This is a genomic window from Pseudomonas sp. BS3767 (assembly GCF_900099665.1).
In the GTDB taxonomy this organism is placed as follows: Bacteria; Pseudomonadota; Gammaproteobacteria; order Pseudomonadales; family Pseudomonadaceae; genus Aquipseudomonas; species Aquipseudomonas cerasi.
Map to the genome: position 1 here is coordinate 779,245 of NZ_FNCX01000002.1, position 26,773 is coordinate 806,017.

A 26,773-nucleotide genomic window follows, 5' to 3' on the forward strand; every position below is an offset into this window, starting at 1 on the left:
TGAGTACACACACAACATGCACACAGTGAATCACGCACCCGGCCCTCGCAAAAGTGCCGTAGCCGCCTAACCGTCGGCGCTTTCAGCTGATGACGCTATAAGGCCGCTTATATACCCCATTGAGCCTTGAGTTCAGGCGCCCTGCGCACCGCGCCCGGCACGACCATCAGCATCGGCACGCTCAGCGTGAAACAGCTGCCCTTGCCGGGTTCGGAACGATGACTCAGTTCGCCGCCCTGCAACTCGACCAGTTTCCGGCAGATCGCCAGTCCGATGCCCAGCCCGCCGTATTCGCGGGTCATGGAGCCGTCGACCTGAAAGAAGTGCTGATACAGCCGGGCTTCGTCCAGGCGGCTGAAGCCGATACCGCTGTCCATCACTTCGACCCGCAGGTACAGGCGCTCCAGGTCTTGCGGATGGCCACTGAAACGCACCTGCACCGCGCCCTTCCGGGTGAATTTGATCGCGTTGTCCACCAGACACTCGATGCACTGGTAAAGCTTGCTCGCGTCGCCACGAAGGCTCGGCGGCAGTTTATCGTCCAGATCGAGCGTCAATATCAGGCCCTTGGACTGAGCCGCGCCGCTGAAACGCTCCTCTAACCTGTCAGCCAGATCCTCGGGGGAAAACGCCTCGCAGTCGGCGTACAGCACACCGGCCTGCAGCTCGGTGAGGGTCAGGATACCGTTGATCATGCTCATCATGTCGCGTGCCGAACTGGCGGCGGTTTGCTGATACATCTCGACTTCGTCGTCCATGTCCAGCGTCTGCATGACCTCCAGCGATCCGATCACCCCGTTCATCGGCGTTCGCAGCTCATGGGTGAGCGTGGCAAGGAACTCGTCCTTCAGCCGGTTGCTGTTGGCCAGTTGCTGGTTGAGGCGCTCCAGATCCTGACCGGCGGCCAGCAAGGTTTGCGCCTGCTGCCTGCGGGCGTGATTGATACGGTCGGCCAGCGCCATCGACAGGAAGGCCATTTCCAGCACCGTGCCGATGTGCGAGGCGTACATGGTCAGGAAGGTATTGGGCAGATAGCCAAGCAGCATCAAGCCGAAGATCAGTCCGCTGACCATGAATACCGACCAGGCAAGTACGAAGTAGCGCCCGACCCGTTCGCCTTTGATGACCGCAACGATACCCGCCAGGTAGATCGTCAGAGAGCCCGCCATGACCAGCTGAGTGGCACCGCGCAGAGCCGGCCCGTAGCTGAGGAACAAGGCCATGAACATGACCAGTACGGCAGCGCCGATAACCGCCAGCAGCAGCCGGTCCAGCCAGCGGCTCAATTGTGCGGTGCCCAGAAAGCTACGCGAAAACTGGCATGCGAATAACGTCGCCAGCGACATCAGGAAGGGGGTCGACGCATTCGCCCACCAGGGGCTGTCAGGCCACAGGTATTCGATGGCGACGCCGTTGATCGACATCTGATAAAGCCCGAACGAGGCGACATACAGCAGGTAATACAGGTAATCCACCTCACGAACGCTGAGGTAGATGAACAGGTTGTAGACCAGCATGCCCAGGAGCACGCCGTAGATCAGACCGAAGACGTAAACCTTGGTGGGCTGAGCGTCCAGATACGCGTGGGTAGACCAGAGGTTGAGCGGTGCCTGAACAGAGCCTTCGCTGCGAATACGCATGTACAGGGTTCGCGCCTGGCCCGGCGGCAGGTCCAGCTGGAAGAGGTAGTTGTTCTGGGCGAACTGGCGGCTGGAGAACGGCAGCATGTCTCCGGTCTGCCAGACCCGCCCGGGATTCCCGTCGGCATCCGGGACATAGAAATCAATGTGGTCCATTGGCGGATAGGCCAGTTCCAGCAACCAGTCGTTATGGATGCTGGCGTCCGTCGGGCGATAGGTCAGCTCGACCTTCAGCCAGAAGGCGGAACGCGAATACCCGGCGTTGAAGGTCCCGGCAGGCACGGGCTGAAAGGCACCGGCGTGAGCGGCGGCACTGACGCTTTCGATGGTCGCCTCGCCGGTCGGGTCTTCAAATACCTGAATGGCACGGCCCAACGGCAGAAAACGAGTGTTTTCATCAAACTCGACTGCATGACTCTGCAACGGCAGCCAAAGAGCCAGAATGATCAACAGATAGCGCATTGAAGCCCCAAGGTAGGTCGTCGCGTTCAATCCATCCATTGATTACGACGTCCCGCAAATTTCTATCCTTGAAACAGGCTAATGATTCAAACAGACCGTTGAACGTGCACATGTACCGGCAGACATCAGTAAAGACGCGAACCGTCACTTGTCAGCCTTGCCACTCAAGCATAGCCGCTAATAGCTTAAAGACAGTATCGCGATCAAAATCAAGGCAATAGCTCTATATCGGTGACCGCAAGGCAAACATGAGTACTTTTTAAGGTTTTGTCGAGCCTGCCGTTGTCACCGATCGGGCTCAATCCGCAAGAAAAAACCGGCACCCCGAGCGGCCCGCGAAAGGTTTAGTGATAAGCTCGCGCACCATGAATATCTATAGCTCCCGCCCCGTAGTCCTTTGCCTGTCCGGTCACGACCCTAGTGGCGGCGCCGGTATGCAGGCCGATATAGAAGCCCTGCTCGCCCAAGGCTGCCATGCCGCTCCGGTGATTACCGCGCTCACCGTGCAAGACACGGTGAACGTCAGTGATTTCCGCGTGCTGGATCGCGAATGGGTGATGGCGCAAGCCAATGCAGTCCTCAACGATTCGAGCGTAGCAGCCGTCAAGCTGGGCATGCTGGGGTCACTGGAAATGGTCGATACGGTAGTCGAACTGCTTTTGGCCCACCCGCATTTGCCCATGGTCTGTGATCCGGTGCTACGCGCTGGCGGCGGCGGCAGACTGGGCAAGGACGAGGTCGGCTACGCCATGCGTGAACGCCTGTTGCCCCTGTCGACCATCGCCACCCCGAACCTTCCGGAAGCCCGCATCCTTGCCGAGCTTCCCGAAGGGACTGCGGACGAGTGCGCCGACAGACTACTGCCGTTTTGTGAATATCTGTTGATCACAGGCGGACATGGTGACGAGCAGCAAATCCATAACCGTCTGTACCTGCATGACGGCCGGACCCACACTTTCGTCTGCGAGCGTTTGCCCGGCAGCTACCACGGCTCTGGCTGTACCCTGGCCAGCGCACTGGCCGGGCGCATCGCCCAGGGTGAAGAGCTGGTCAGCGCGGTGAAGTCGGCACTCGACTATACCTGGCGGACCCTGAGGGATGCCGAACAGTTGGGCCGGGGGCAATTCGTGCCACGTCGACTGCCGCTGGATTTTTGCTCGTAACACATCGCCATGAGGGTCGATTCATGAAACTGCGTGGCCTGTATGCCATTACCGACAGCCAGTTGCTGTCCGGAAAATTTCTGTCGTATGTCGAAGCTGCGCTGGACGGCGGCGTGACGCTGCTGCAATACCGCGACAAGAACAGTGACGAGTCCCGGCGTCTGCGCGAAGCGACCGAACTGCTCAAGCTCTGCGAGCGCTACAAGACCCGGCTGATCATCAACGATGACGCTGAGCTGGCTGCGCGGCTGGGGGTGGGCGTGCATCTGGGACAGTCCGACGGCTCGCTGCCCGATGCCCGCGCCCTGCTCGGACACAAGGCGATTGTCGGTGCCACCTGTCATGGCCGCGTGGAGCTGGCCGAGCAAGCCAAGGCTGACGGCGCGACGTACGTGGCATTTGGCAGGTTCTTCAATTCCCTGACCAAGCCTGGCGCCCCCGCTGTACCGCTGGACCTGATCGCTCAGGTGCGTGCCAGGGTCCACCTGCCGATCGCGGTGATTGGCGGCATTACCCTGGAGAACGCACCGCAACTGGTTGAACACGGGGCCGACCTGCTCGCCGTGGTGCACGGCTTGTTCGGCGCTGAAAACACTCAGGAAGTGACGCGCCGGGCAAAAGCTTTCACGGCGTTGTTGTAGAGCGGAATGGTCGTGGGCCAGAAACGGGCGACGCTTCGTTTTCTCGCGAAGGCGATGGTTCAGAATGCTCTGTTTTCGGGGCCTGCACTGCCCCCTTCGCGAGCCAGTACGTGGATCCTCCTTCATTTGATATAGTGCGTGTTCCTGCGCCTTCTCTGGCTCATGCCACCCAATAAAGCAGCCCTCCCTGAAGCTGCCCGCCTCGGCTGACCCCAGCGTAGACACGAATTCCCCGTTTCAAAGCAGAGACCCGATCATGTCCCGTTCCGAAACACTGTTCGCCAACGCCCAAAAACACATCCCCGGCGGCGTCAATTCGCCGGTTCGCGCCTTCAAGAGCGTGGGTGGTACGCCACTGTTCTTCAAGCACGCTGCGGGCGCCTACGTGACTGACGAAGACGACAAGCGTTATGTGGATTACGTCGGCTCCTGGGGCCCGATGATTCTTGGCCATAGCCACCCCGACGTGCTCGACGCCGTGCGCAGCCAGCTGGAACACGGCCTGTCCTACGGCGCACCGACGGCCATGGAAACCGAAATGGCCGACCTGGTCTGCGAACTGGTGCCATCCATGGAAATGGTTCGCATGGTCAGCTCGGGCACTGAAGCGACCATGAGTGCAATCCGTCTGGCCCGTGGCTTCACCGGCCGCGACAGCATCCTCAAGTTCGAAGGTTGCTACCACGGTCACTCCGACAGCCTGCTGGTCAAGGCCGGCTCCGGTGCGCTGACCCTCGGCGTGCCCAGCTCGCCTGGCGTACCTGCTGCTTTCGCCAAACACACCCTGACCGTGCCCTTCAACAACCTCGACGCCGTGCGTGACCTGCTGGCCGAAGTGGGTCAGGAAGTGGCGTGCATCATCGTCGAACCCGTGGCTGGCAACATGAACTGTGTGCCGCCTGCGCCTGGCTACCTGCAAGGGCTGCGCGACCTGTGCGACGAGCACGGCGTGGTGCTGATTTTCGATGAAGTGATGACCGGTTTCCGCGTTGCCCTCGGTGGCGCACAGGCTTACTACGGCGTGACGCCCGACCTGAGCACTTTTGGCAAAATCATCGGCGGCGGCATGCCGGTCGGCTGCTTTGGCGGCAAACGCGAAATCATGTCGCACATCGCACCGCTCGGCCCGGTCTATCAGGCCGGCACCCTGTCGGGCAACCCGCTGGCGATGGCGGCCGGCCTGACCACCCTGCGCCTGATCAGCCGTCCGGGCTTTCACGATGAACTGAGCGACTACACCCGCCGCCTGCTCGAAGGCCTGCAACAGCGCGCCGATGCCGCGGGTATCCCGTTCGTGACGACTCAGGCTGGCGGCATGTTCGGTCTGTATTTCAGCGAGGCCGACCAAATCGTGACGTTCGAAGACGTGATGACCAGTGACTCCGAGCGCTTCAAGCGCTTCTTCCACCTGATGCTGGAAGGCGGTGTTTACCTCGCGCCGAGCGCTTTTGAAGCGGGCTTCACTTCCATCGCCCATGGCGATGCCGAGCTGAAACTGACCCTGGATGCCGCAGAAAAGGCATTCGCTGCGCTGAAATAAGCTCGTCAGGCATCACTCGCGCAGGGTGTCAGTGAACCGGCGCGAGTGATGACTGCGAATGAAACTGAACGTTAAGTACGTATTTTGCTTCTACAATGCAATGCGAACGCTGCACAGACACGCTGACAACAACCCTCTTTCAGGTAATCCGCCCGTAAAAAAGGATGTTTTCAGGCCGTGCAGCAGAAAATCCGTAAAGACTTTGTAAGGTTGGCTCTGCTTATTTCATAATGCGCAGCCAGCACGTTTAGCTGGTCGGGCATGCCCGCACCTTTTTCAGAGGTAAGTCGACTCCCATGAACCGCACCGGCCGCACCCTTGTATTGGGCTGCCTGTTGCTTGTCTATCCTCTGCTGGCAACTGCCGGCGGCAACTCGTTGTTAGTCCCGGCGATGGGTCGTTGCACCCTCAATACCCAGCCAGAGAACCTGCCTGCAGCGCTCGAAGCCTGCCAGCAGGCCGCCAAGGGTGGGGACGCGCAGGCGCAGTACGAGTTGGGTGAGTTCTATTACGAGGGCAGAAATGCACCTCGCGATTTGTCGCAGGCGCTGAATTATTTCGAGCAGGCTTCGCTGCAGGGCCATGCCCAGGCGCAGTATCAACTGGGCTTGATGTTCAGCCGTGGTGAAGGTGTGCAGGCCAACAACATTCAGGCCTACATCGTGCTGAAGATGGCCGCGGTCAACGGTTCGGAAGACGCGCTGGACGCTGCCGACGAAGTCTCGGCGAAGATGCCGCGTGACGAGCTCGAAGTCGCCACTCAGGTACTCGGGCAGATTTTCCGCAAATACCTGCTTGAACTGCAGACCGCCGAAGGTCGCAGTCCTTTTTCTCCGTTGCCCTGATCAGGAATCTTTCAGGGCAATCGCGATTCACACCTGCAACGCTTACTTTTCCGGCATCGGCATGGGGAACGGCATCACATTGCTGCTGCCGCGCGCTTCGCTGATCTTCGGCGTGCCCATGCGTTCGACTTCATCGATGCGCACAATCGAATGCATCGGCACGAAACTGCGCACCACACCTTCGAACTGGGCCTTGAGCTTCTCTTCGCTCGGGTCCACCACAACGGTCGTGCGCTCGCCGAAGACGAATTCTTCAACTTCCAGAAAGCCCCACAGATCACTTTGGTAGATCTGCTTGGCGTACATCTCGAACACCTGTCCCTGGTTGAGGAAAATCACCTTGTAGATTGGAGCTTCGCGTTTGGTCATAACGGGCGGGTAACGATCGGAGATGAAAAAGGGGCACGGACTATAGCATGTCCGCCCGCCTCGTCGGACAGCCGACGCTAGGAACCCGAGCCCTTCATCCTTATAATGCGCGGTTCACTGACACGGTTGATCATCACGCATGGCCAAAAAGCTTTATATCGAAACCCACGGTTGCCAGATGAACGAGTACGACAGCTCGCGCATGGTCGACCTGCTGGGCGAACATCAGGCCCTGGAAGTCACCGCTCGCGCGGAAGACGCCGACGTGATCCTGCTCAATACCTGCTCGATTCGTGAACGCGCCCAGGACCGGGTGTATTCCCAGCTCGGCCGCTGGCGTGAGCTGAAGCTGGCCAATCCGGAAATGGTTATCGCTGTCGGCGGCTGCGTGGCCAGCCAGGAAGGCGCAGCCATTCGTGATCGCGCGCCCTATGTGGACGTGGTGTTCGGCCCGCAGACCCTGCACCGCCTGCCGGAAATGATCGACGCCGCACGCGTGACCCGCTTGCCGCAGGTCGATGTGTCGTTCCCGGAAATCGAAAAATTCGACCACTTGCCCGAGCCGCGCGTCGATGGCCCGAGCGCTTATGTGTCGGTGATGGAAGGCTGCAGCAAATACTGCACGTTCTGCGTGGTGCCCTACACCCGTGGCGAGGAAGTCAGTCGCCCGTTCGACGATGTGCTGAGCGAAGTCATCCACCTGGCCGAAAACGGCGTGCGTGAAGTCACCCTGCTGGGGCAGAACGTCAACGGTTATCGCGGCACCACCCACGACGGCCGCGTCGCAGACCTGGCGGACCTGATTCGCGTGGTCGCCGCCGTCGATGGCATCGACCGAATTCGCTACACCACCTCGCACCCGCTGGAGTTTTCCGACAGCCTGATCCAGGCCCACGCGGAAGTGCCGGAGCTGGTCAAACACCTGCATTTGCCTGTGCAGTCGGGCTCCGACCGCATTCTGGCGGCGATGAAGCGCAACCACACCACGCTGGAATACAAGTCGCGTTTGCGCAAGCTCAGGGCCGCAGTGCCGGGCATCAGTATCAGTTCCGACTTCATCGTCGGCTTCCCCGGCGAGACCGAAAAGGATTTCGACAACACCATGAAGCTGATCGAGGACGTGGGTTTCGACTTCTCGTTCTCGTTCGTCTACAGCCCGCGCCCGGGCACGCCCGCCGCGGACCTCAAGGACGATACGCCCGAAGCCCTGAAGAAAGAGCGCCTGGCAGCGCTGCAACATCGTCTGAACCAGCAGGGTTTCGAGATCAGCCGGCAGATGGTGGGCAGCATCCAGCGCATTCTGGTGACCGACTACTCGAAGAAAGACCCAGGCGAACTCCAGGGCCGCACCGAGAACAACCGGATCGTCAATTTTCGCTGCGACAACCCCAAATTGATCGGGCAGTTTGCCGATGTACACATCGATGATGCGCAGCCTCACTCGTTGCGCGGCTCGCTGCTACAGTAAAGCTTGAGTGTCGCTGCAGAAACGAATCGCCGAATGAATTCGTTTCTGCGCGGTCCCTACCATTGAGCACGGTGAATCCCTGGCGCGGCCTTTAACAAGGCAACGCTTTCGCACAATCAGCGCTAGGGGTATTCTTCAATACATCTCAATTGCCGCCGGACGGCCATTAAACGACCTTGAACGCACCCATAGAACCTCATCGCTTCACCCTCGAGCCTTTCGAGGCCCATCGTTTCGCCAACTTGTGCGGGCAACTCGACGAGCACTTGCGCCTGATCGAGCAACGCCTGGACATCGAGATCCGCAATCGCGGCAATCAATTCGAGCTGATTGGCGACGCCAAACAAAATCATTCCGCCGAGAACCTTCTGCGCCGTCTGTACCGGGAAACCAAAGGTACCGAACTGACGCCGGACATGGTCCACCTGTTCCTTCAGGAATCGGGTGTGGACGGCCTCGACAATCACCCTGCCGCCGAAGTCGGCGTCTCGCTGCGCACCAAAAAGGGCATGATTCGCCCGCGCGGCCTGAACCAGCAGCGTTACGTCAAGGAAGTCCTCAGCAACGACATCAACTTCGGCATCGGCCCGGCGGGTACCGGCAAGACCTACCTGGCGGTGGCCTGCGCGGTGGATGCACTGGAGCGCGAGCAGATCCGACGCATCCTGCTGGTGCGCCCGGCGGTCGAGGCTGGCGAGAAGCTGGGCTTCCTGCCCGGCGATCTGGCACAGAAGATCGACCCGTACCTGCGCCCGCTGTACGACGCGCTGTACGAGATGCTCGGTTTCGAATACGTCGCCAAGCTGATCGAGAAGCAGGTCATTGAAGTGGCACCGCTGGCTTACATGCGCGGACGCACCCTTAATAACAGCTTCATCATTCTCGACGAAAGTCAGAACACCACCGTCGAGCAGATGAAGATGTTCCTGACCCGTATCGGCTTCGGCTCCACGGCCGTGATCACCGGCGACATCACCCAGGTCGACCTGCCGAAGGGCACTCGCTCCGGGCTGACGCACGTCATCGATGTGCTCAAGGACGTGCCGGGCATCAGCTTCACGCATTTCAAACCCAAGGATGTGGTTCGCCACCCGCTGGTTCAGCGCATCGTCGAAGCCTACGAGCGTTTCGACGACCGCCTCAGCGATGGTCCGTCGGGCAACAACAGTTACCCACGGGACAACCACCGCGATGCTTGAGCTGGACCTGCAGATTGCAAGCGAGACAAGCGCCCCTGACGAAGCCCGATTCCGCCTCTGGTGTGAAATGGGCCTGCGTCAGCGCAGTGCCGACTCAGAGCTGACCATCCGCCTGGTTGACGAAACCGAAGGGCGTGAGCTCAATCACACCTGGCGACACAAAAATTACGCAACAAACGTGCTTTCATTCCCGGCAGACGTTCCAGACGACATGCTGGACATCCCGTTGCTGGGTGATCTGGTTATCTGCGTTCCGGTCGTCAACCGTGAAGCCGTTGAACAGGGCAAGTCCGTCGACGCGCACTGGGCGCACATGGTCATTCATGGCTGCCTTCATCTGCTGGGTTACGACCACATCGATGATGAAGAAGCCGAAGAAATGGAAGCACTGGAACGAACGTTGCTTGAGGAGCTGGGCTATCCCGATCCCTACGCCGACGACGAAAGTGCCGACCATCCACATTCAGACACACCAAGCAAGGACCACGAGTAAGGGCTATGAGCGAAGACCGATCGAGCAACGGGCAAAAGTCATGGTTGGGTAAACTGACCCAGGCCTTTGTCCATGAGCCGAAAAACCGCCAGGAGCTGCTTGAGCTGCTGCGCGAAGCCCACCAGAACAAACTGCTGGACAGCGAAGCGCTGGCCATCGTCGAGGGCGCCATTCAAGTGGCTGACCTGCAAGTGCGCGACATCATGGTGCCGCGCTCGCAGATGATCAGCATCAAGGCGACCCAGACACCCCGGGAATTTCTGCCTGCGGTCATCGATGCTGCGCACTCGCGCTATCCGGTGATCGGTGAAAGCCACGATGATGTGCTCGGTGTGCTGCTGGCCAAGGATCTGCTGCCGCTGATCCTCAAGGCCGACGGTGACAGCGATGACGTCAAGAAGCTGCTGCGTCCGGCCACCTTCGTGCCCGAATCCAAGCGTCTCAACGTGCTGCTGCGCGAATTTCGCGCCAACCACAACCACATGGCCATCGTCATTGACGAATACGGCGGCGTGGCAGGTCTGGTGACCATCGAAGACGTGCTGGAACAGATCGTCGGCGATATCGAAGACGAGCATGACGTCGAGGAAGACAGCTACATCAAACCGCTGCCCAGCGGCGACTTCCTGGTCAAGGCCCTTACGCCGGTCGAGAATTTCAACGAATTCTTCGACAGCACGTTCTCGGACGACGAGTTCGATACTGTGGGCGGTCTGGTGATGAATGCCTTTGGCCATCTGCCCAAGCGCAACGAAATCACTGAAATCGGTGCCTATCGTTTCCGCATCCTGAGCGCTGACAGCCGTCGCATTCATTTGCTGCGCGTGACGCCCATTTCACGTCCGTAAACACTTGATGCTGCTTTAAGGAATCTACATGCGCTGGATAACCCGCCCCGGCTGGCCCGGTAACCTGCTGGCCCTGGCGGCTGGCGGGCTCACGACCCTGGCCCTGGCGCCTTTCGACCTCTGGCCTCTGGTGCTGGTCGCAGTGGCGATGTTCTATCTGGGCCTGCGCGACCTGAACCCGCGCCAGGCACTGGCCCGTGGCTGGTGCTATGGCTTCGGTCTGTACGGCGCCGGCACCAGCTGGATCTACGTCAGCATTCACACCTACGGCGGCGCTTCCGTGCTATTGGCTGGGTTGTTGATGCTGTTGTTCATCGCCGCCATTGCCCTGTTCTTCGCCCTTCCCGCCTGGGTCTGGGCGCGCTGGCTGCGTCGCAATGAAGCACCGCTGGCCGATGCGCTGGCCTTCGCAGCGCTATGGCTATGGCAGGAAGCGTTTCGCGGCTGGTTTCTCACTGGTTTCCCGTGGCTCTACTCCGGCTACAGTCAGCTCGACGGCCCACTGGCCGGGCTTGCCCCCGTCGGCGGCGTATGGCTGATTTCGTTCTCGCTGGCGCTGACTGCTGCACTGTTGTGCAACCTGCACCGCCTGCGTGCACGCAAATCGTTTCTGGCCATGGGCGTGGTGCTGTTGCTGGCCCCGTGGGTGACAGGCCTGGCCCTCAAGGGTCACGCCTGGACATCGCCGTCCGGCGCGCCACTGAAAGTTGCGGCGATGCAGGGCAACGTCGAACAAAGCATGAAGTGGGACCCGCAAAAGCTCAACGATCAGCTGGCGCTGTACCGCGACATGACCTTCCGCTCGCAGCAGGCAGACCTGATCGTCTGGCCGGAAACCGCCGTGCCGGTGCTCAAGGAAAGCGCAGAAGGCTATCTGTCGATGATGGGCAAGTTCGCTTCGGACCGCGGCGCTGCGCTGATCACCGGCGTACCGGTGCGTGAACCGACCGGGCGCGGTGAGTATCGTTATTACAACGGCATCACGGTCACGGGCCAGGGTGACGGCACCTACTACAAGCAGAAGCTGGTGCCGTTCGGTGAGTACGTGCCGCTGCAGGACCTGCTGCGCGGGCTGATTTCCTTCTTCGACCTGCCAATGTCGGACTTCGCGCGCGGGCCGAACGATCAGGCGTTATTGCAGGCCAAGGGTTATCACATCGCGCCGTTCATCTGCTACGAAGTGGTCTATCCAGAGTTCGCCGCAGGCCTGTCGGCGCAAAGCGACCTGCTGCTGACGGTCAGCAACGACACCTGGTTCGGCACCTCGATCGGCCCTCTGCAACACTTGCAGATGGCCCAGATGCGCGCCCTTGAAGCAGGCCGCTGGATGATCCGGGCAACCAACAATGGCGTGACCGCGCTGATCGACCCGTTTGGCAAGATCACCGAGCAGATTCCGCAGTTCGAACGCGGCGTGCTGTACGGCGAAGTGGTGCCCATGCATGAACTCACGCCTTATCTGCACTGGCGCTCGTGGCCGCTGGCGATTGTCTGCCTGCTGCTGTTTGGCTGGGCGTTGATGGCGGCACGGATTTCCAAGACCGTCTGACTGCACCAAGCCGGTTTCATCTGCCTGCAGGTGGAATCGGCTTCAGATGGCCATTGCTTCAAATGATCATTGCCCCTTCCGATAGATCCACGGATAAACCAGCAAGCCTGCGGCTTCATTGAGCAGCATCCCGCTCTGCGTGAACACGCGACTTTCAGGCAGCCAGCCGCCAAAAGGCCGAGCGTTGTCGACACCCAGATAGCCGACCGGCGCACTCACCACAGTAAAGCCCGCCTGCTCGAAGCTCCAGCGTGCCCGCGGCATGTGCCAGGCCTGAGTCACCAGCACCACGCGCTTGATGCCTTGCGGCTGCAGAACTGCGGCGCTCATGGTCGCGTTTTCCCACGTGGTGCGACTCAGCCCCTCCTGCCAGCGCACCGTCACAGCAAAATCGTCCTGCAGTGACTGCGCCATGATCGCCGCCTCGCTGGGCGGCTGGTCAAAATGCAGGCCGCCGGAGGTCAATATCGGCAGTCCGGATTCTTTCGCCAATCGAGCCGCCAGACGCAGGCGCTCCAGTCCAAGACCGGTGGGCGTGTCTGCACCCCAGGTCGGCGAATTGCGCTCGCGCCCATTGCCCAGCACCACAATGGCGTCGGCCTGCTGCGCCAGCGTCGCCCATTGCTGTTGCGGCAAGGGCGGGATCTGCTCAAGTTTACGCGCTGCGAACTCTACGGCGACCGGCAGGCTCATCAGCCACAATCCGCCGAGGCCGACCGCAAAGGATACCGTCGCCAGTCGTGGCCGGGAGCGACGCAGCCACCAGCCAAGAATCAGCAGGACAAACAGAATACCGGGCGGCAAAAGAAGGGTTTTGAGCAGGTAGCGCAAGGGCATCGGGACATCTCCATGAGTGCCCGCAGCCTAGAATGTTTACAGACACGCGACAATGCCAGAAGCAGGAAGCCCGAAATGGCCAGGCCCTTGGCCCGCGTGCAGGCAGGCAATGCCTAAGTGTTACGGCCCAGCCGCACTGACGCCCTGGCTCGTCGCCGATCTTTCAGCCACACGATGGTGGCTGACGCACGGGGCGACCTGCCATGCTCCGCAGCCGCCAGAGCGCTGCCCGCAGGCATGTCGACGACAACTGCGCCTGCGTCCCCATTGCCCTTTTCGAGATAGGCTTCGATCAACCGGAACTCGGCATGGCTCAACCCCTTGAGCTCAAGCTCGGCAGGCGACTCGTTTCGGAGCCGTACCGAGGTACTCGCCGTCTCGAGTGCCAGTCCGAGACGATCGATCAGACGCTCATACAGCCTGGTCAGGCTTGCAACATGCTGCAACTCTGTCATCCACTCACCTCATCGAAGATAATCATCACCCTCGCGTTTGAGCTTAGCGCTGCTGCAAGAACCGGTAGGGGACTACGACCAACGGCCAGATGAGGTTGCCGGCCGGGCGTTGAGCCCGCAAGGGACGCAATCAGGGTTTCCCTCGATAGACGGCCCTCATGTATGCTACTGCGCTTCCTGTAATTCCACTTCCGCGCTCTTGAGCCTGAACGCACCGCACAGACAGTTGCAAATGTCCGCCACGCGGTGCCGACCTGACTCGGCGAAGCAATGAAGAGGTCAAGGGTCACTAATCCTTAGTAAAAAGTAGCCATGCACGAACTCTATCAGCCCCGTGAAATCGAAGCCGCCGCCCAAACGTTCTGGGATGAGCAAAAGTCTTTTGAAGTCAGTGAACAGCCAGGCAAGGACACCTTCTACTGCCTGTCGATGTTTCCTTACCCGAGCGGCAAGCTGCACATGGGTCATGTGCGCAACTACACCATTGGTGACGTGATCTCCCGCTACCAGCGCATGCTGGGCAAGAATGTTCTGCAACCACTGGGCTGGGACGCTTTCGGCATGCCGGCTGAAAACGCCGCCATCGACAACAACGTCGCGCCGGCCAAGTGGACCTACGAAAACATCGACTACATGAAGACCCAGCTCAAGAGCCTGGGTCTGGCGGTGGACTGGTCGCGCGAAGTCACCACCTGCAAGCCTGATTACTACCGCTGGGAACAATGGCTGTTCACTCGCCTGTTCGAAAAGGGTGTGATCTACCGCAAGAACGGCACCGTGAACTGGGACCCGATCGACCAGACCGTACTGGCCAACGAGCAGGTCATCGATGGCCGCGGCTGGCGTTCCGGCGCGCTGATTGAAAAGCGCGAAATCCCGATGTACTACTTCAAGATCACCGCGTACGCCGATGAGCTGCTGGAAAGCCTCGACGAACTGCCGGGCTGGCCTGAACAGGTCAAGACCATGCAGCGCAACTGGATCGGCCGTTCGCGCGGCATGGAAGTGCAGTTTCCGTACGACCAGGCCTCGATCGGCGAAGCCGGTGCCCTGAAAGTCTTCACCACCCGCCCTGACACCCTGATGGGTGCGACCTACGTCGCGGTGGCGGCCGAACACCCGCTGGCAACCCTGGCCGCGCAAGGCAACCCAGCCCTGCAGGCGTTCATCGATGAATGCAAGGGCGGCAGCGTTGCCGAAGCCGACGTTGCCACGCAGGAAAAGAAAGGCCAGGCGACTTCGTTGTTCGTCGAGCATCCACTGACTGGCGAGAAACTGCCGGTGTGGGTCGCCAACTACGTGCTGATGCACTACGGCGATGGCGCGGTCATGGCTGTACCGGCGCACGACGAGCGTGATTTCGAGTTTGCCACCCAGTACGGTCTGCCGATCAAGCCCGTGGTCCGCACCAGCGCCGGCGACGAAACACCTGCCCCATGGCAGCCGGCCTACGGCGAGCATGGCGAGCTGATCAATTCCGGCGAATTCACCGGCCTGACCTTCCAGGACGCGTTCGACGCCATTGAAGCCGCACTGGTCAAGAAATCCCTGGGCCAGTCCCGTACCCAGTTCCGCCTGCGCGACTGGGGTATCAGCCGCCAGCGTTACTGGGGCTGCCCGATTCCTATCGTGCATTGCGACACCTGCGGCGACGTGCCGGTCCCGGAAGACCAGTTGCCGGTTGTCCTGCCGGAAGACGTCGTGCCCGACGGCGCTGGCTCGCCACTGGCACGCATGCCCGAGTTCTACGAGTGCAGCTGCCCGAAATGCGGCGCACCGGCCAAGCGTGAAACCGACACCATGGACACCTTCGTCGAGTCCTCGTGGTACTACGCACGCTATGCCTCACCGCATTACGAGGGTGGTCTGGTCGAGCCGAACGCTGCCAACCACTGGCTGCCGGTGGATCAGTACATCGGTGGTATCGAACACGCGATCCTGCACCTGCTCTATGCGCGCTTCTTCCACAAGCTGATGCGCGACGAAGGCCTGGTGACCTCGAACGAACCGTTCAAGAACCTGCTCACCCAGGGCATGGTCAACGCCGAAACCTACTTCCGCATGGAAACCAGCGGCAAGAAGACCTGGATCAACCCGGCCGATGTGACCCTCGAAAGAGACGCCAAGGCCAAGGTGATCAGCGCCACATTGACCAGCGATGGCCTGCCGGTGGAAATCGGCGGCACTGAAAAGATGTCGAAGTCGAAGAAAAACGGCATCGACCCGCAGACCATGATCGACCAGTACGGCGCCGACACCTGCCGCCTGTTCATGATGTTCGCCTCCCCGCCCGACATGAGCCTGGAATGGTCCGACTCGGGCGTCGAAGGTTCGCATCGTTTCCTGCGCCGCGTATGGCGTCTGGCCCAGGCGCACGTGGCTCAAGGCCCGTCGACCGGCCTGGACGTTGCGGCATTGTCCGATGAGCAGAAAGCCATCCGCCGCGCGATTCATCAGGCGATCAAACAGGCGAGCCAGGATATTGGCCAGAACCAGAAATTCAACACCGCTGTCGCGCAAGTGATGACGCTGATGAACGTGCTGGAAAAAGCCCCGCAGGACACACCGCAGGATCGCGCACTGATGCACGAAGGCGTGGAAACCGTCGCCCTGCTGCTGGCGCCTATCACGCCGCACATCAGCCACGAACTGTGGAAGCAACTGGGCCACAATGAGCCGGTGATCGACGCGGGCTGGCCTGCATTCGATGCAAACGCGCTGGTGCAGGACAGTCTGCAACTGGTGATTCAGGTCAACGGCAAGCTGCGCGGTCACATCGAGATGCCTGCCAGCGCCAGCCGCGAAGAAGTCGAAGCGGCCGCACGCGTCAACGAGAACGTATTGCGCTTTACTGATGGCCTGACCATTCGCAAGGTGATCGTCGTGCCTGGCAAGCTGGTCAACATCGTCGCAAGCTGATTGGATCGGGCGCCCGGCAAACGCAGGGCGCCGAACATATTTCCAGGGCACGCACTGGCGGCCCAAACGGATTCAAGGGGAGCATCAAGATGATCAAACGCAATTTGCTGGTGATGGGCCTGGCTGTTCTGTTGAGTGCCTGTGGCTTCCATCTGCGTGGCACCGGCACCACCGAGCTGGCGATCAAGGAGCTGGATGTCAGCGCCCGCAACGCCTACGGCGACACCGTGACGCAACTCACTCGCCTGCTGACCAGCTCTGGCGTCAAGGTCTACACGGGCGCGCCTTACAAGCTGATGCTGACCAACGAAGCCGAGACTCAACGGGTCATCAGCTACTCGGGCTCGGGTCGCTCGGCTGAATACCAGCTGACCACCACCCTGACCTATGAAGTGCATGGCGACAAGGATCGCTTCCTGCTTGGCGATAAAGTCACCGCAGACCGTTCCTACGTACACGACGGCAACAACCTGACCGGTTCCGACCAGGAAGCCTCTCAGGTTCGTCAGGAAATGCGCAACGACCTGATCCAGAAACTGATGGCTCGCTTGCAGCAACTGACCCCTTCGCGTCTGGACGAGCTGCAGGCCAAGGCTGATGCGGTTGCCAAGGCCGAAGCCGACGCACTCGAGGCTGCTCAGCGAATCCGCGACGAGACGCCTCAGCAGTCGCCTGTCGAAGTTCCAGCCAGATAAGTGTTCGGGGCCGGCTTTCCGGCCCCGACATGCTCTGACGCATGAAACTCGCCCCCGCCCAACTCGGCAAGCACTTGCAAGGCACACTTGCGCCCGTCTATGTGATCAGCGGTGACGATCCGCTGCTCTGTCAGGAAGCGGCTGACGCCATTCGCGCGGCCGCACGCCAGCAGGGCTTCGATGAGCGCCAGGTGTTCAGCGCCGACGCCAGCTTCGACTGGGGCACATTGCTCCAGGCGGGTGCCAGCATGTCGCTGTTTGCCGAACGCCGTCTCCTGGAGTTGCGTCTGCCCTCCGGCAAGCCCGGCGACAAGGGTGCTGCGGCGCTCATGGAATATTGCGCCAGACCTGCCGAAGACACCCTTCTGCTGATCAGCCTGCCCAAGCTCGATGGCAGTGCGCAGAAAACCAAATGGGGCAAGGCTCTGGTTGAGGGTGCGCAAACCCAGTTCGTGCAAATCTGGCCGGTGGACATCGGCCAACTGCCGCAATGGATTCGCCAGCGCCTGTCGCAGGCGGGTCTGGCAGCGACTCAGGACGCTGTCGAACTGATCGCGGCCCGGGTCGAAGGCAACCTGCTGGCCGCCGCGCAGGAAATCGAAAAGCTCAAGCTGATGGCCGAAGAAGGCCAGATCACCGTCGAGACTGTGCAGGCGGCGGTAGCCGACAGTGCACGCTTCGACGTATTTGGCCTGACCGATGCCGTGCTCAATGGCGAAGCTGCCCATGCCCTGCGCATGCTCGAAGGCCTGCGTGGCGAAGGGGTCGAGACGCCGGTGATTCTCTGGGCATTGACCCGCGAACTGCGCGCCCTGGCCAATATGTCGCAACAGTTCAGTCAGGGCGTGCCGCTGGACAAGGTCTTCAGCTCGGCACGCCCGCCGATCTGGGACAAGCGCAAGCCACTGATGAGCAAAGCCCTGCAACGCCACTCGGCAAAACGCTGGAGCCAGTTGCTCATGGATGCGCAACGCATCGATGCGCAGATCAAAGGCCAGGCAGCAGGCTCGCCCTGGAGCAGCCTGAGCAGGCTGGCGCTGCTGATGGCGGGGCAACGGCTGGCACTGCCTGCGGAGTAGGCAGATGTTGTCGACTCTCGTTCCCACGCTCTGCGTCCTCTTTTGACGTGGAGCGTCACTAACTGCATGCCGACGCAGAGCATCGGCACGATAATCAAGCGATGGTTCTATTCATGCCCCTTCGCGAGCAAGCTCGCTCCCACAGGTCTACAGTCACTCGGCCAATCACGTGCTCAGCGTCATAGCACACGACTATTAGACACACGCGCCGTTCTGCCCGATGATTTGCATCGCTTTACAACACCCATCAGGAGCACCCGCCATGAGCAAGCCAAAGCGGCCGAACAAGGCCAAATCCATCATCGCCCAGCCCTTGTTCCGCAGTCGTCAGGAACAACCCGCCAAGGGCAAAGGCAGCTACCGCCGCGAAGCCTTCCAGTCTAAAAGCTGGGAGGCTTCCTGCTTTATGGCAGCCTGATATCGAGCAACATTTCCGGGGCGCTTTCAACCGCTTAGCCGTGTTATGGTCTGCACCTAACGGTAATACCCTTGGACTCAAGCATGCCTTCTCGTTTTACCCATCGCCCGCAGCTGCGCCAACTCATCGCTGCCTCCAGTCTTGTTGCCCTGGTAGCCTGCGCAGAAAAACCCACTGCAGCCGATGCCACGCCTCTTCAATCCAGCAAGGTGCAGACAAACGCTCCTGCCGTGGCGCCTACGCCAGCGCTGGTCGTTGATGACAACCTCACGATTCAGCCCGCCGTCAGCTTCAGCGAATGGCAGGCCGGCTTTCGTGCCCAGGCGTTGAAGGCAGGTATCCGTGCGGACGTATTCGATCTGGCATTTGCCGGCGTCACCCCCGACATGAGCGTGGTCAAGGCCGACCGCAGTCAGCCTGAATTCAGCCGCCCGGTCTGGGAATACCTCGACGGTGCCATCTCTGCCGTACGTGTGCGCAAGGGTCAGGCGCTGCTTTCGCAGTATGCCGACGACCTGCAGAAGATCGAGCAGCAGTACGGCGTGGATCGTCAGGCGCTGGTCGCGGTATGGGGCATGGAAAGTAACTTCGGCTCGTTCCAGGGCACGCAATCCGTCATTCGCTCACTGGCAACGCTGGCCTACGAAGGCCGTCGTCCCGGTTTTGCACAGAGCCAATTGCTGGCCGCGCTGGAAATCATCCAGCATGGCGACATCACACCGGACAAGATGCTGGGTTCGTGGGCCGGTGCGATGGGCCAGACCCAGTTCATCCCAACCACCTACAACACCCATGCCGTGGATTTTGACGGCGATGGCCGCCGCGATATCTGGAACACCCCTGCCGATGCCCTGGCCTCCACCGCACACTACCTGCAAAGCTCCGGCTGGCAGCGTGGTCAGCCCTGGGGCTTTGAAGTGGTGCTCGGCTCGGGATTCGATTACTCGCTGGCCGACTCGACGACCCGCAAGAGTCTCGCTGAATGGCAACAACTGGGCTTGAAACAACCGGACGGCTCAGCCATTCCGGTCGCCGCCAGCCAGCAGCAAGCCACCTTGTTGTTGCCAGCCGGTTATCGCGGGCCAGCCTTCCTGGTGCTGGACAACTTCCGCGCGATTCTCAAGTACAACAACTCGACCTCCTACGCGTTGGCGATCAGCCTGCTTTCCGATCGCTTCAAGGGCGCGGGTTATGTAGTGGGCAGCTGGCCACGCGGAGACCTGCCGCTGAGCCGCTCAGAGCGCATTGAGTTGCAAACCCTGCTCTCGGCACGCCAGTACGACGCAGGCGCGCCAGACGGCATTATCGGCGCTAACACACGCAAGGCCATCCGCAGTGCGCAGCAATCGTTCGGCTGGCCAGCCGATGGTTATCCGACACATGAATTGCTGGAGAACCTGCGCAAGCCTGTCGGGCAGTAATCGGGAGGACGCGGAGCGTCCAGAACGGCATGCCCACGCGGAGCGTTGGCACGATAATCAACCGCAAACAAAAAGGGCCAGGTATCGCTACCTGGCCCTTCCTGTTTTTGCGGCGTGCTGTCAGAGCATTGCCTTGGCGATCTTGGCCTGCTCGTCGGCGTGGTACGAAGAGCGTACCAGTGGCCCGGACGCGACGTTCTTGAAGCCCATCTTGTAGCCTTCTTCGGCGAACCAGGCAAAGGTGTCCGGGTGGACAAAGCGCTGCACGGGCAAGTGATTGCGCGAAGGCTGCAGGTATTGACCCAGAGTGAGCATGTCGATGTCGTGCTCACGCATGCGCTGCATGACCTCGATGACCTCTTCGTCAGTCTCGCCCAGCCCCAGCATCAAACCGGACTTGGTCGGTACGTGCGGGACCATCTGCTTGAAGCGCTGCAGCAGGGTCAGCGACCACTGGTAGTCCGAACCCGGACGCGCAGCCTTGTACAGACGCGGCACGGTTTCCAGGTTGTGGTTGAACACATCCGGCGGCTCGGCGGCGGTGATTTCCAGCGCAACGTCCATCCGGCCACGGTAATCCGGCACCAGCGTTTCGAGCTGTACGCCCGGCGACAGCAGGCGGATTTCACGGATGCAGTCGGCGAAGTGCTGAGCGCCGCCGTCACGCAAGTCGTCACGGTCCACCGAGGTGATGACCACGTACTTCAGGCGCAGGTCGGCAATCGCGATGGCGAGGCTCTTCGGTTCGTTGACGTCGAGCGGCTTCGGACGGCCGTGGCCCACGTCACAGAACGGGCAGCGACGGGTGCAGATGTCGCCCATGATCATGAACGTGGCAGTGCCACCGGAGAAGCACTCGCCCAGGTTGGGGCAGGACGCCTCTTCACAGACGCTGTGCAGCTTGTGCTTGCGCAGCAATTGCTTGATGCGGTCGACTTCCGGAGAAACCGGGATGCGCACGCGAATCCAGTCGGGCTTCTTCGGCAGATCTACCGTCGGGATGATCTTGACCGGGATGCGCGCAACCTTTTCCGCTCCGCGAAGCTTGACGCCCGCTTCGACTTTCGGACGGGCCACTCGCTCGGAAACATCCAGCGTCGGGATCAGGGTTTGCACGGTGTCAGTCATAATGGTTTATTCCGCCCGTAAGGGTCGCCTGCTCAGCGTAGTCGAGGTGTTTGACGAGCTGCGCACGCAGTCGGGCACTTACCTCGGAAAATTCTATCTGCCCTGCCTGATCGCTCAGTTGGGTCATGGCCAGCCCCGCGTATCCGCAAGGGTTGATGCGGCGGAACGGCTCAAGGTCCATGTCGACGTTCAACGCCAGGCCATGAAACGAACAGCCGTTGCGAATGCGTAGACCGAGTGACGCGACTTTCGCGCCATCAACGTATACGCCAGGGGCATCAGCCTTGGCTGCTGCCTTGACGCCGTAGTCGGCGAGCAAGGCGATGAGGGTGTTCTCGATCCGGGTGACCAGATCACGAACACCGAAACCAAGGCGCCTGACGTCCAGCATCAGATAAGCCACCAGTTGGCCCGGGCCATGATAAGTCACTTGGCCGCCACGATCGACCTGTACGACAGGAATATTACCCGGCAGCAGCAAATGCTCGGGCTTGCCGGACTGTCCCTGGGTGAAAACCGGCGGATGCTGGACCAGCCAGACTTCATCGGCAGCCTCGCGGCCACGCTCGTCAGTAAAGCGCTTCATGGCGTGCCAGGCGGTTTCGTAATCGATCAGGCCCAGATCACGAAAACCCAGCGTACCCGCCATCAGAGCACCATGTGCACGAAACCCGTAGCGCGCAAGGCACTATTGATATCGCGCAACTGGTCTTCGCCGGTAGCAACAATGTGCAATTGCACAGTGGTGTATTTGCCGTTGCTGCTCTGCCGCTCGGCGAGCGTCTTGAGGTCGACCGTGGCGTGCTTCTTAAGCACTTCCATCACGGCCGCCGTAAAGCCCACACTGGTGTCACCGATCACCTTGATCGGATAGTCATTGCAGGGAAATTCGATTTTGTGCGACTTGATGTCGGTATCGGTCATGGCAGTAAAGGTCTCACAAGCCGTGACGACGGACACGCGGCCCGCTCAGATCATGAGCAGGCCGCGAGAAGGTCGGCATTGGTTACTGGATCAGTTGAACAAGCCGTAGAAGAACAGGCGGATGCTATCCCACACGCGGCGGAAAATACCACCTTCCTCAACCGCATCAAGGGCAATCAGATTGGCGGTGTGAACCACCTGATCGTCTTTCTTGACCTCGACCTTGCCGATCACGTCGCCCTTGGCGATTGGCGCAACCAGTTGCGGGTTCATGGTCATGCTGGCAGACAGCTTCTTCATGTCGCCTTTTGGCATGGTCATGCTCAGATCTTCAGCCAGACCGGCCTTGACCTGACGCTCTGTACCTTTCCAGACCGTGGCCTGAGCCAGCTCAGTGCCCTTCTGGTAGAAGTTCTGGGTTTCGAAGAAACGGAAGCCATAGGTCAGCAGCTTCTGGGTTTCAGCTGCACGAGCCTGTTCGCTGTTGGTGCCGAACACCACGGCGATCAGACGCATGCCGTCACGCACTGCCGAAGAGACCATGCAATAGCCGGCTTCATCGGTGTGGCCGGTTTTCAGACCGTCAACGGTCTTGTCGCGCCACAGCAGCAGGTTGCGGTTAGGCTGCTTGATGCCGTTCCAGAAGAACTCCTTCTGCGAGTAGATCGCATAGTGAGCCGGGTCTTCGTGGATGATTGCGCGCGCCAGGATCGCCATGTCGTGAGCCGACGAGTAGTGCTCAGGGTTCGGCAGACCGGTCGGGTTCATGAAGTGGCTGTTGGTCATGCCCAGATCGGCAGCAGTCTTGTTCATCATGTCGGCAAAGGCATCTTCGCTGCCGGCAATGTGCTCGGAGATCGCGACGCTGGCGTCGTTGCCCGACTGAATGATGATGCCGTGCAGCAGGTCGCTGACCGTGACCTGGCTGCCGACCTTGATGAACATCCGCGAACCGCCTGTGCGCCAGGCGTTTTCACTGATCGTCACCGGATCGTTTTCGCCGATCTGGCCGCGACGGATTTCCAGGGTCGCGATGTAGGCGGTCATCAGCTTGGTCAGACTGGCAGGAGCCAGACGCTGATCACCGTTGTTCTCGACCAGGACGTTGCCGCTGGTCGCATCCATCAGCACGTAGGCCTTGGCCGCCAGTTGCGGTGCAGCAGGCGTCATCTGCTCTGCCGCCCACACAGTCGGGGTGATAATCAGTGGAACAAGCAGGCACAAACGTTTTGCAAAGGTGGTGATGTTCATCCGTCTCTCGAGAATCCTAATGGGCAAACATGCCCTTGCGGGCAAAACTGAACAGACCGGCGAAGCGAAACGCCTCGGTACGGCTCGTGGCGCCAGGCTGTAACCCTGGCTGACAAAGTCGCCTGTTCGACACACGACCTTGTGGGCAGTTACCTGCAACGCTTGCCCTGAAAGCAAATCTGCGCCGCCTGCGACTGCATACCGTCCCCCATTGCTGCCGGGGAACGATTGTCGAAAAAACTTACTGATCCGATGTCACTACGCTCGGCTGACCCAGATTGGCCGACCTGACGCTGTTTTGCAGCTGCTGGGCTTCACCCTGCGTGTCGATCGGTCCCATCCGCACTCGATAGAGCGTTTGCTGATTGCGCGCTATCGAGCTGACGAACACCGGCGCTCGAACCATCCCGCTCAATTTCGACCTCAGGAGTTCCGCAGCGTCCGGGTTGGCGAAGGCTCCCACCTGGAGAAACAGCCCAGCGGCTTGTCCTGAAGCGTTTTTTTTTGCGTCAACCTGCAACGGCACGACAGGTGCGGCGTGCTGCTGAGGGGGTGGCGTGTACTGCTCGACGGTGCCGGTCGAAGTGGACAGCGCAGGCGGCGTCGCCTGGGCAACGACCTGCGGCTGATTGAGCATCAGCGGCGCCGGACGACCACGTTGCGCCCACCATTCCTGCGGGTCGATCCCTTCTACCTTGACGCGTGCAGTGCCGGTTTCGGCGTAGCCGAGCTTTTTGGCGGCCGCATACGAAAGGTCGATGATACGGTCGGAATAGAACGGCCCGCGATCGTTGACGCGCAGGATCACCGTACGATTGTTGTCCAGGTTGGTCACTTTGACATAGCTGGGCAGCGGCAAGGTCTTGTGCGCGGCACTCATGCCGTACAGGTCGTACACCTCGCCATTGGCGGTGTTCTGGCCATGGAACTTGGTGCCGTACCAGGAGGCGGTGCCCGAAGCGACGTAACGCTTGGCATCGCTCATGGGGAAGTAGGTCTTGCCCAGCACGGTGTACGGATTGGCCTTGTAGGCCCCGGTGTGCAGGGTCGGCGTTGCATCAGGGATACGCGAGACATCCACATCCCACCACGGCGCGCCGTCCTTGTGGGCCCGGTTGATATCCAGCCCCGGCATCGAGCGCACGACTGCACCGCCTTTTGGCGACTGCGACGACGTTGTGCGTGACGGCGACGAGCAGCTGGCAACCAGCACTGCCAGGCCGGTCAGCGCCAGAAGCTTGAATGATTGAAGAATTGGCGATGCCCGCATTACTTGACGCCTCGAGCTTGAACCAACGATTCAGACAGCTGATATACGGCCATGGCGTACATCACACTGCGGTTATAACGGGTAATTGCATAAAAATTGTTCAAACCCAGCCAGTATTCAGGACCATTGTCGCCTTCCAGACGAAACGCCGTCACCGGCATATCGTCGCGCAGCGCATCATGACTCGCCCAGCCCAGCTGTCGCAACTCCCCGACCGACATTACCGGATCAAGCGCAGGGCTCAACCCCTCGTCAACCCGGTCGCCACGCGCCGTGGCACGACTGACCACCGGCTGCCCGGCCACCCAGCCATGACGTTTGAAATAGCTGGCGACACTGCCGATCGCATCGTCCGGGTCGGTCCAGATATTGATGTGGCCGTCGCCGTCGAAATCCACTGCATAGGCGCGGAAACTGCTCGGCATGAACTGCGGCAGCCCCATTGCCCCGGCATACGAGCCCTTGAGGGTCAGTGGATCCACCTGCTGCTCGCGAGCCAGCAGCAGAAACTCGCGCAACTCCTTGCGGAAAAACTGGGCGCGTGGCGGGTAATCGAAGCCAAGCGTCGACAATGCGTCGATGACCCGATAGTTACCGGTATTGCGGCCGAAAAAGGTTTCTACACCAATGATCGACACGATGATCTGCGCCGGCACGCCGTATTCCTGCTCGGCACGCGCCAGGGCCGCCTCATGCTGACGCCAGAAGTCGACACCGCGAGCGATGCGCGTGTCGGTGATGAACATCGGCCGATACTCTTTCCACTGTTTGACCCGTTCGGCCGGGCGGGAAATGGCATCGAGAATGGCCTGCTTGCGCTCGACCTCCCGAAACAGACTCATCAACTGCTCACCGGCAAAACCATGATCGCGGGTCAGTTCACCGACGAATTCCGCCACCTGGGGCGAACCTTCATAGTCGCCCGCCAGTGCCTCTTGCACCGAGCCAAGGATGCCCACCAGACCGACCACCGGAGCATATCGAGCCCAGTTACGCATTGCTTGCATTGAATAGTTCACCTTAATCAAACCTGAGCGATCCATTTACGATGCGTATGGATCGACATCAAAACCCCAAACGCTGACAGTAGGGTCACGAGCGAAGTTCCGCCGTAGCTAATGAAGGGCAACGGCACCCCCACCACTGGCAGCAGGCCACTGACCATACCGATGTTGACGAAAACGTAAACAAAAAACGTCATGGTCAACGCGCCAGCCAGCAGTTTGCCGAATAATGTCTGCGCCTGTGCAGTGATCACAAGCCCGCGACCGATCAGCAGCATATAGATGATCAGCAGCGCACAGATGCCTACCAGGCCAAATTCTTCACCCAATACTGCAATGATGAAGTCGGTATGGCTTTCCGGCAGAAAGTCGAGGTGCGACTGGGTGCCAAGCAGCCAGCCCTTGCCGAACACGCCGCCCGAACCGATGGCAGCCTTTGATTGAATGATGTTCCAGCCGGTCCCCAGCGGATCGCTTTCGGGGTCCAGAAACGTCAGTACGCGCTGCTTCTGGTAGTCATGCATGAAGAAGAACCACATGGCCACCGCCGCCGGTACGGCCGCCGCCAATACGCTGATGATCCAGCGCCAGCGCAAACCGGCCATGAACAGCACAAAGGCACCCGAGGCCAGAATCAGCAGCGACGTCCCCAGGTCAGGCTGGCGCACGATCAGAATGAACGGCACACCGACCAAAGCGAGACTGACCGCCACATGCTTCAAATGCGGGGGCAGCGTGCGCTTGGACAGGTACCAGGCGATGGTTGCCGGCATGATGATCTTGAGAAACTCCGAAGGCTGGAAGCGGATCACCCCGGGAATGTTGATCCAGCGCGTCGCGCCCATGGCGTTGTGGCCCATGACATCCACCACTACCAGCAGCAGGACACCGATGACATACAGTACCGGCACCCAGCGCGCCATGAAGCGCGGCTCCAGCTGGGCGATCACCACCATCGCCACCAGACCGATACCGAACGAACTGGCCTGCTTGATCAGCAGATCCCAGTTCTTGCCGCTGGCCGAATACAGCACGAACAGGCTGCCCGCCGCCAGCGTCAGCAGCAGGATCAGCAATGGACCATCGATATGAATGCGCTGCAGAAAGGTAGCGCGGCGACGCATCACGTCTTCACTGGACAGGATGCGGTCGAAA

25 protein-coding genes are annotated in these 26,773 nt (G+C 60.4%); 14 read left to right on the forward strand and 11 right to left on the reverse strand.

All coding sequences use genetic code 11. The features are described 5' to 3' along the window. Nucleotides 1-107 precede the first annotated feature (107 nt). Nucleotides 108-2,102, reverse strand: coding sequence for a sensor histidine kinase (locus tag BLR16_RS07980; protein WP_003368780.1), 1,995 nt, complete (start codon nt 2,100-2,102; stop codon nt 108-110). A gap of 365 nt (nt 2,103-2,467) precedes the next feature. Here BLR16_RS07980 and BLR16_RS07985 point away from each other — a divergent pair, with 365 nt between their 5' ends. From BLR16_RS07985 to BLR16_RS08000, 4 genes are all read left to right on the forward strand, one after another. Continuing rightward, nucleotides 2,468-3,265, forward strand: coding sequence for a hydroxymethylpyrimidine/phosphomethylpyrimidine kinase (locus tag BLR16_RS07985; RefSeq protein ID WP_003368781.1), 798 nt, complete (start codon nt 2,468-2,470; stop codon nt 3,263-3,265). A 23-nt stretch (nt 3,266-3,288) separates the two neighbouring features. Next, nucleotides 3,289-3,906 carry a thiamine phosphate synthase gene (gene thiE / locus BLR16_RS07990; protein WP_003368782.1) on the forward strand — a complete coding sequence of 206 codons (618 nt, stop codon included), beginning with the start codon at nt 3,289-3,291 and terminating at the stop codon, nt 3,904-3,906. Nucleotides 3,907-4,162: 256 nt separating this feature from the next. Beyond that, a complete protein-coding gene (gene hemL, locus BLR16_RS07995; protein ID WP_003368783.1) occupies nt 4,163-5,446 on the forward strand; it encodes a glutamate-1-semialdehyde 2,1-aminomutase in 1,284 nt (427 codons plus the stop codon). A 296-nt stretch (nt 5,447-5,742) separates the two neighbouring features. After that, nucleotides 5,743-6,291: a tetratricopeptide repeat protein gene (locus BLR16_RS08000; protein WP_003368784.1), complete on the forward strand. Its 549-nt coding sequence runs from the start codon at nt 5,743-5,745 to the stop codon at nt 6,289-6,291. A 42-nt stretch (nt 6,292-6,333) separates the two neighbouring features. On the opposite strand, the gene BLR16_RS08005 is transcribed toward BLR16_RS08000, so the two are convergent. Then, nucleotides 6,334-6,660, reverse strand: a complete 327-nt coding sequence (locus BLR16_RS08005; protein WP_003368785.1) for a DUF1820 family protein — start codon at nt 6,658-6,660, stop codon at nt 6,334-6,336. A gap of 139 nt (nt 6,661-6,799) precedes the next feature. On the opposite strand from BLR16_RS08005, the gene miaB reads away from it, so the two are divergent. The 5 genes from miaB to lnt all read left to right on the forward strand — a co-directional run bounded on the left by miaB (nt 6,800) and on the right by lnt (nt 12,217). Continuing rightward, entirely contained in the window at nt 6,800-8,128 is a 1,329-nt protein-coding gene (miaB, locus tag BLR16_RS08010) for a tRNA (N6-isopentenyl adenosine(37)-C2)-methylthiotransferase MiaB (protein WP_003368786.1), read from the forward strand. A 176-nt stretch (nt 8,129-8,304) separates the two neighbouring features. Then, a complete protein-coding gene (locus BLR16_RS08015; protein ID WP_003431685.1) occupies nt 8,305-9,327 on the forward strand; it encodes a PhoH family protein in 1,023 nt (340 codons plus the stop codon). Beyond that, nucleotides 9,320-9,820: an rRNA maturation RNase YbeY gene (ybeY, locus tag BLR16_RS08020; protein WP_003368789.1), complete on the forward strand. Its 501-nt coding sequence runs from the start codon at nt 9,320-9,322 to the stop codon at nt 9,818-9,820. Before BLR16_RS08015 ends, ybeY begins: the two co-directional genes overlap by 8 nt. 5 nt (nt 9,821-9,825) lie before the next feature. Continuing rightward, complete coding sequence (locus tag BLR16_RS08025) at nt 9,826-10,668, forward strand: HlyC/CorC family transporter (protein ID WP_003368790.1); 843 nt, start codon at nt 9,826-9,828, stop codon at nt 10,666-10,668. Nucleotides 10,669-10,696: 28 nt separating this feature from the next. Beyond that, nucleotides 10,697-12,217, forward strand: coding sequence for an apolipoprotein N-acyltransferase (gene lnt / locus BLR16_RS08030; RefSeq protein ID WP_003368791.1), 1,521 nt, complete (start codon nt 10,697-10,699; stop codon nt 12,215-12,217). Between the two features lie 66 nt (nt 12,218-12,283). Here lnt and BLR16_RS08035 read toward each other — a convergent pair whose 3' ends face one another. Together BLR16_RS08035 and BLR16_RS08040 are read right to left on the reverse strand one after the other, a co-directional pair. Then, nucleotides 12,284-13,054 (reverse strand): YdcF family protein, encoded by a 771-nt coding sequence (locus BLR16_RS08035; RefSeq protein WP_003368792.1) that lies wholly within the window; start codon nt 13,052-13,054, stop codon nt 12,284-12,286. Nucleotides 13,055-13,167: 113 nt separating this feature from the next. Next, the gene (locus BLR16_RS08040) at nt 13,168-13,509 is read right to left on the reverse strand and encodes a hypothetical protein (protein WP_058417074.1); all 342 of its coding nucleotides are present in this window, start codon (nt 13,507-13,509) and stop codon (nt 13,168-13,170) included. Between the two features lie 312 nt (nt 13,510-13,821). Here BLR16_RS08040 and leuS point away from each other — a divergent pair, with 312 nt between their 5' ends. The 5 genes from leuS (at nt 13,822) to BLR16_RS08065 (ending at nt 20,041) form a co-directional block, all read left to right on the forward strand. Next, nucleotides 13,822-16,428, forward strand: coding sequence for a leucine--tRNA ligase (leuS, locus tag BLR16_RS08045; protein ID WP_074805255.1), 2,607 nt, complete (start codon nt 13,822-13,824; stop codon nt 16,426-16,428). Between the two features lie 89 nt (nt 16,429-16,517). Then, nucleotides 16,518-17,123: an LPS-assembly lipoprotein LptE gene (lptE, locus tag BLR16_RS08050; protein ID WP_003368795.1), complete on the forward strand. Its 606-nt coding sequence runs from the start codon at nt 16,518-16,520 to the stop codon at nt 17,121-17,123. 41 nt (nt 17,124-17,164) lie between these two features. Then, on the forward strand, nt 17,165-18,202 hold the full coding sequence (gene holA / locus BLR16_RS08055; protein WP_003368796.1) for a DNA polymerase III subunit delta: 1,038 nt from the start codon (nt 17,165-17,167) through the stop codon (nt 18,200-18,202). Between the two features lie 262 nt (nt 18,203-18,464). Then, entirely contained in the window at nt 18,465-18,620 is a 156-nt protein-coding gene (arfA, locus tag BLR16_RS08060) for an alternative ribosome rescue factor ArfA (RefSeq protein WP_002555325.1), read from the forward strand. Between the two features lie 83 nt (nt 18,621-18,703). Next, entirely contained in the window at nt 18,704-20,041 is a 1,338-nt protein-coding gene (locus BLR16_RS08065; RefSeq protein WP_003368797.1) for a lytic murein transglycosylase, read from the forward strand. Nucleotides 20,042-20,161: 120 nt separating this feature from the next. Here the strand turns inward: BLR16_RS08065 and lipA are convergent, their stop codons facing one another. The 7 genes from lipA to rodA all read right to left on the reverse strand — a co-directional run bounded on the left by lipA (nt 20,162) and on the right by rodA (nt 26,742). After that, the gene (lipA, locus tag BLR16_RS08070; protein ID WP_002555327.1) at nt 20,162-21,169 is read right to left on the reverse strand and encodes a lipoyl synthase; all 1,008 of its coding nucleotides are present in this window, start codon (nt 21,167-21,169) and stop codon (nt 20,162-20,164) included. Further along, nucleotides 21,162-21,818: a lipoyl(octanoyl) transferase LipB gene (lipB, locus tag BLR16_RS08075; protein ID WP_003368798.1), complete on the reverse strand. Its 657-nt coding sequence runs from the start codon at nt 21,816-21,818 to the stop codon at nt 21,162-21,164. The genes lipA and lipB overlap by 8 nt, the downstream gene beginning before the upstream one ends. Further along, the gene (locus tag BLR16_RS08080; protein WP_003368799.1) at nt 21,818-22,093 is read right to left on the reverse strand and encodes a DUF493 domain-containing protein; all 276 of its coding nucleotides are present in this window, start codon (nt 22,091-22,093) and stop codon (nt 21,818-21,820) included. Before BLR16_RS08080 ends, lipB begins: the two co-directional genes overlap by 1 nt. A gap of 90 nt (nt 22,094-22,183) precedes the next feature. Continuing rightward, entirely contained in the window at nt 22,184-23,344 is a 1,161-nt protein-coding gene (locus BLR16_RS08085; RefSeq protein WP_003431689.1) for a D-alanyl-D-alanine carboxypeptidase family protein, read from the reverse strand. A 241-nt stretch (nt 23,345-23,585) separates the two neighbouring features. Continuing rightward, a complete protein-coding gene (locus tag BLR16_RS08090) occupies nt 23,586-24,614 on the reverse strand; it encodes a septal ring lytic transglycosylase RlpA family protein (RefSeq protein ID WP_003431690.1) in 1,029 nt (342 codons plus the stop codon). Beyond that, a complete protein-coding gene (gene mltB, locus BLR16_RS08095; protein ID WP_002555333.1) occupies nt 24,614-25,621 on the reverse strand; it encodes a lytic murein transglycosylase B in 1,008 nt (335 codons plus the stop codon). Before mltB ends, BLR16_RS08090 begins: the two co-directional genes overlap by 1 nt. Before the next feature lie 17 nt (nt 25,622-25,638). Then, nucleotides 25,639-26,742 (reverse strand): rod shape-determining protein RodA, encoded by a 1,104-nt coding sequence (gene rodA / locus BLR16_RS08100; protein WP_003368803.1) that lies wholly within the window; start codon nt 26,740-26,742, stop codon nt 25,639-25,641. Nucleotides 26,743-26,773: the final 31 nt, after the last annotated feature.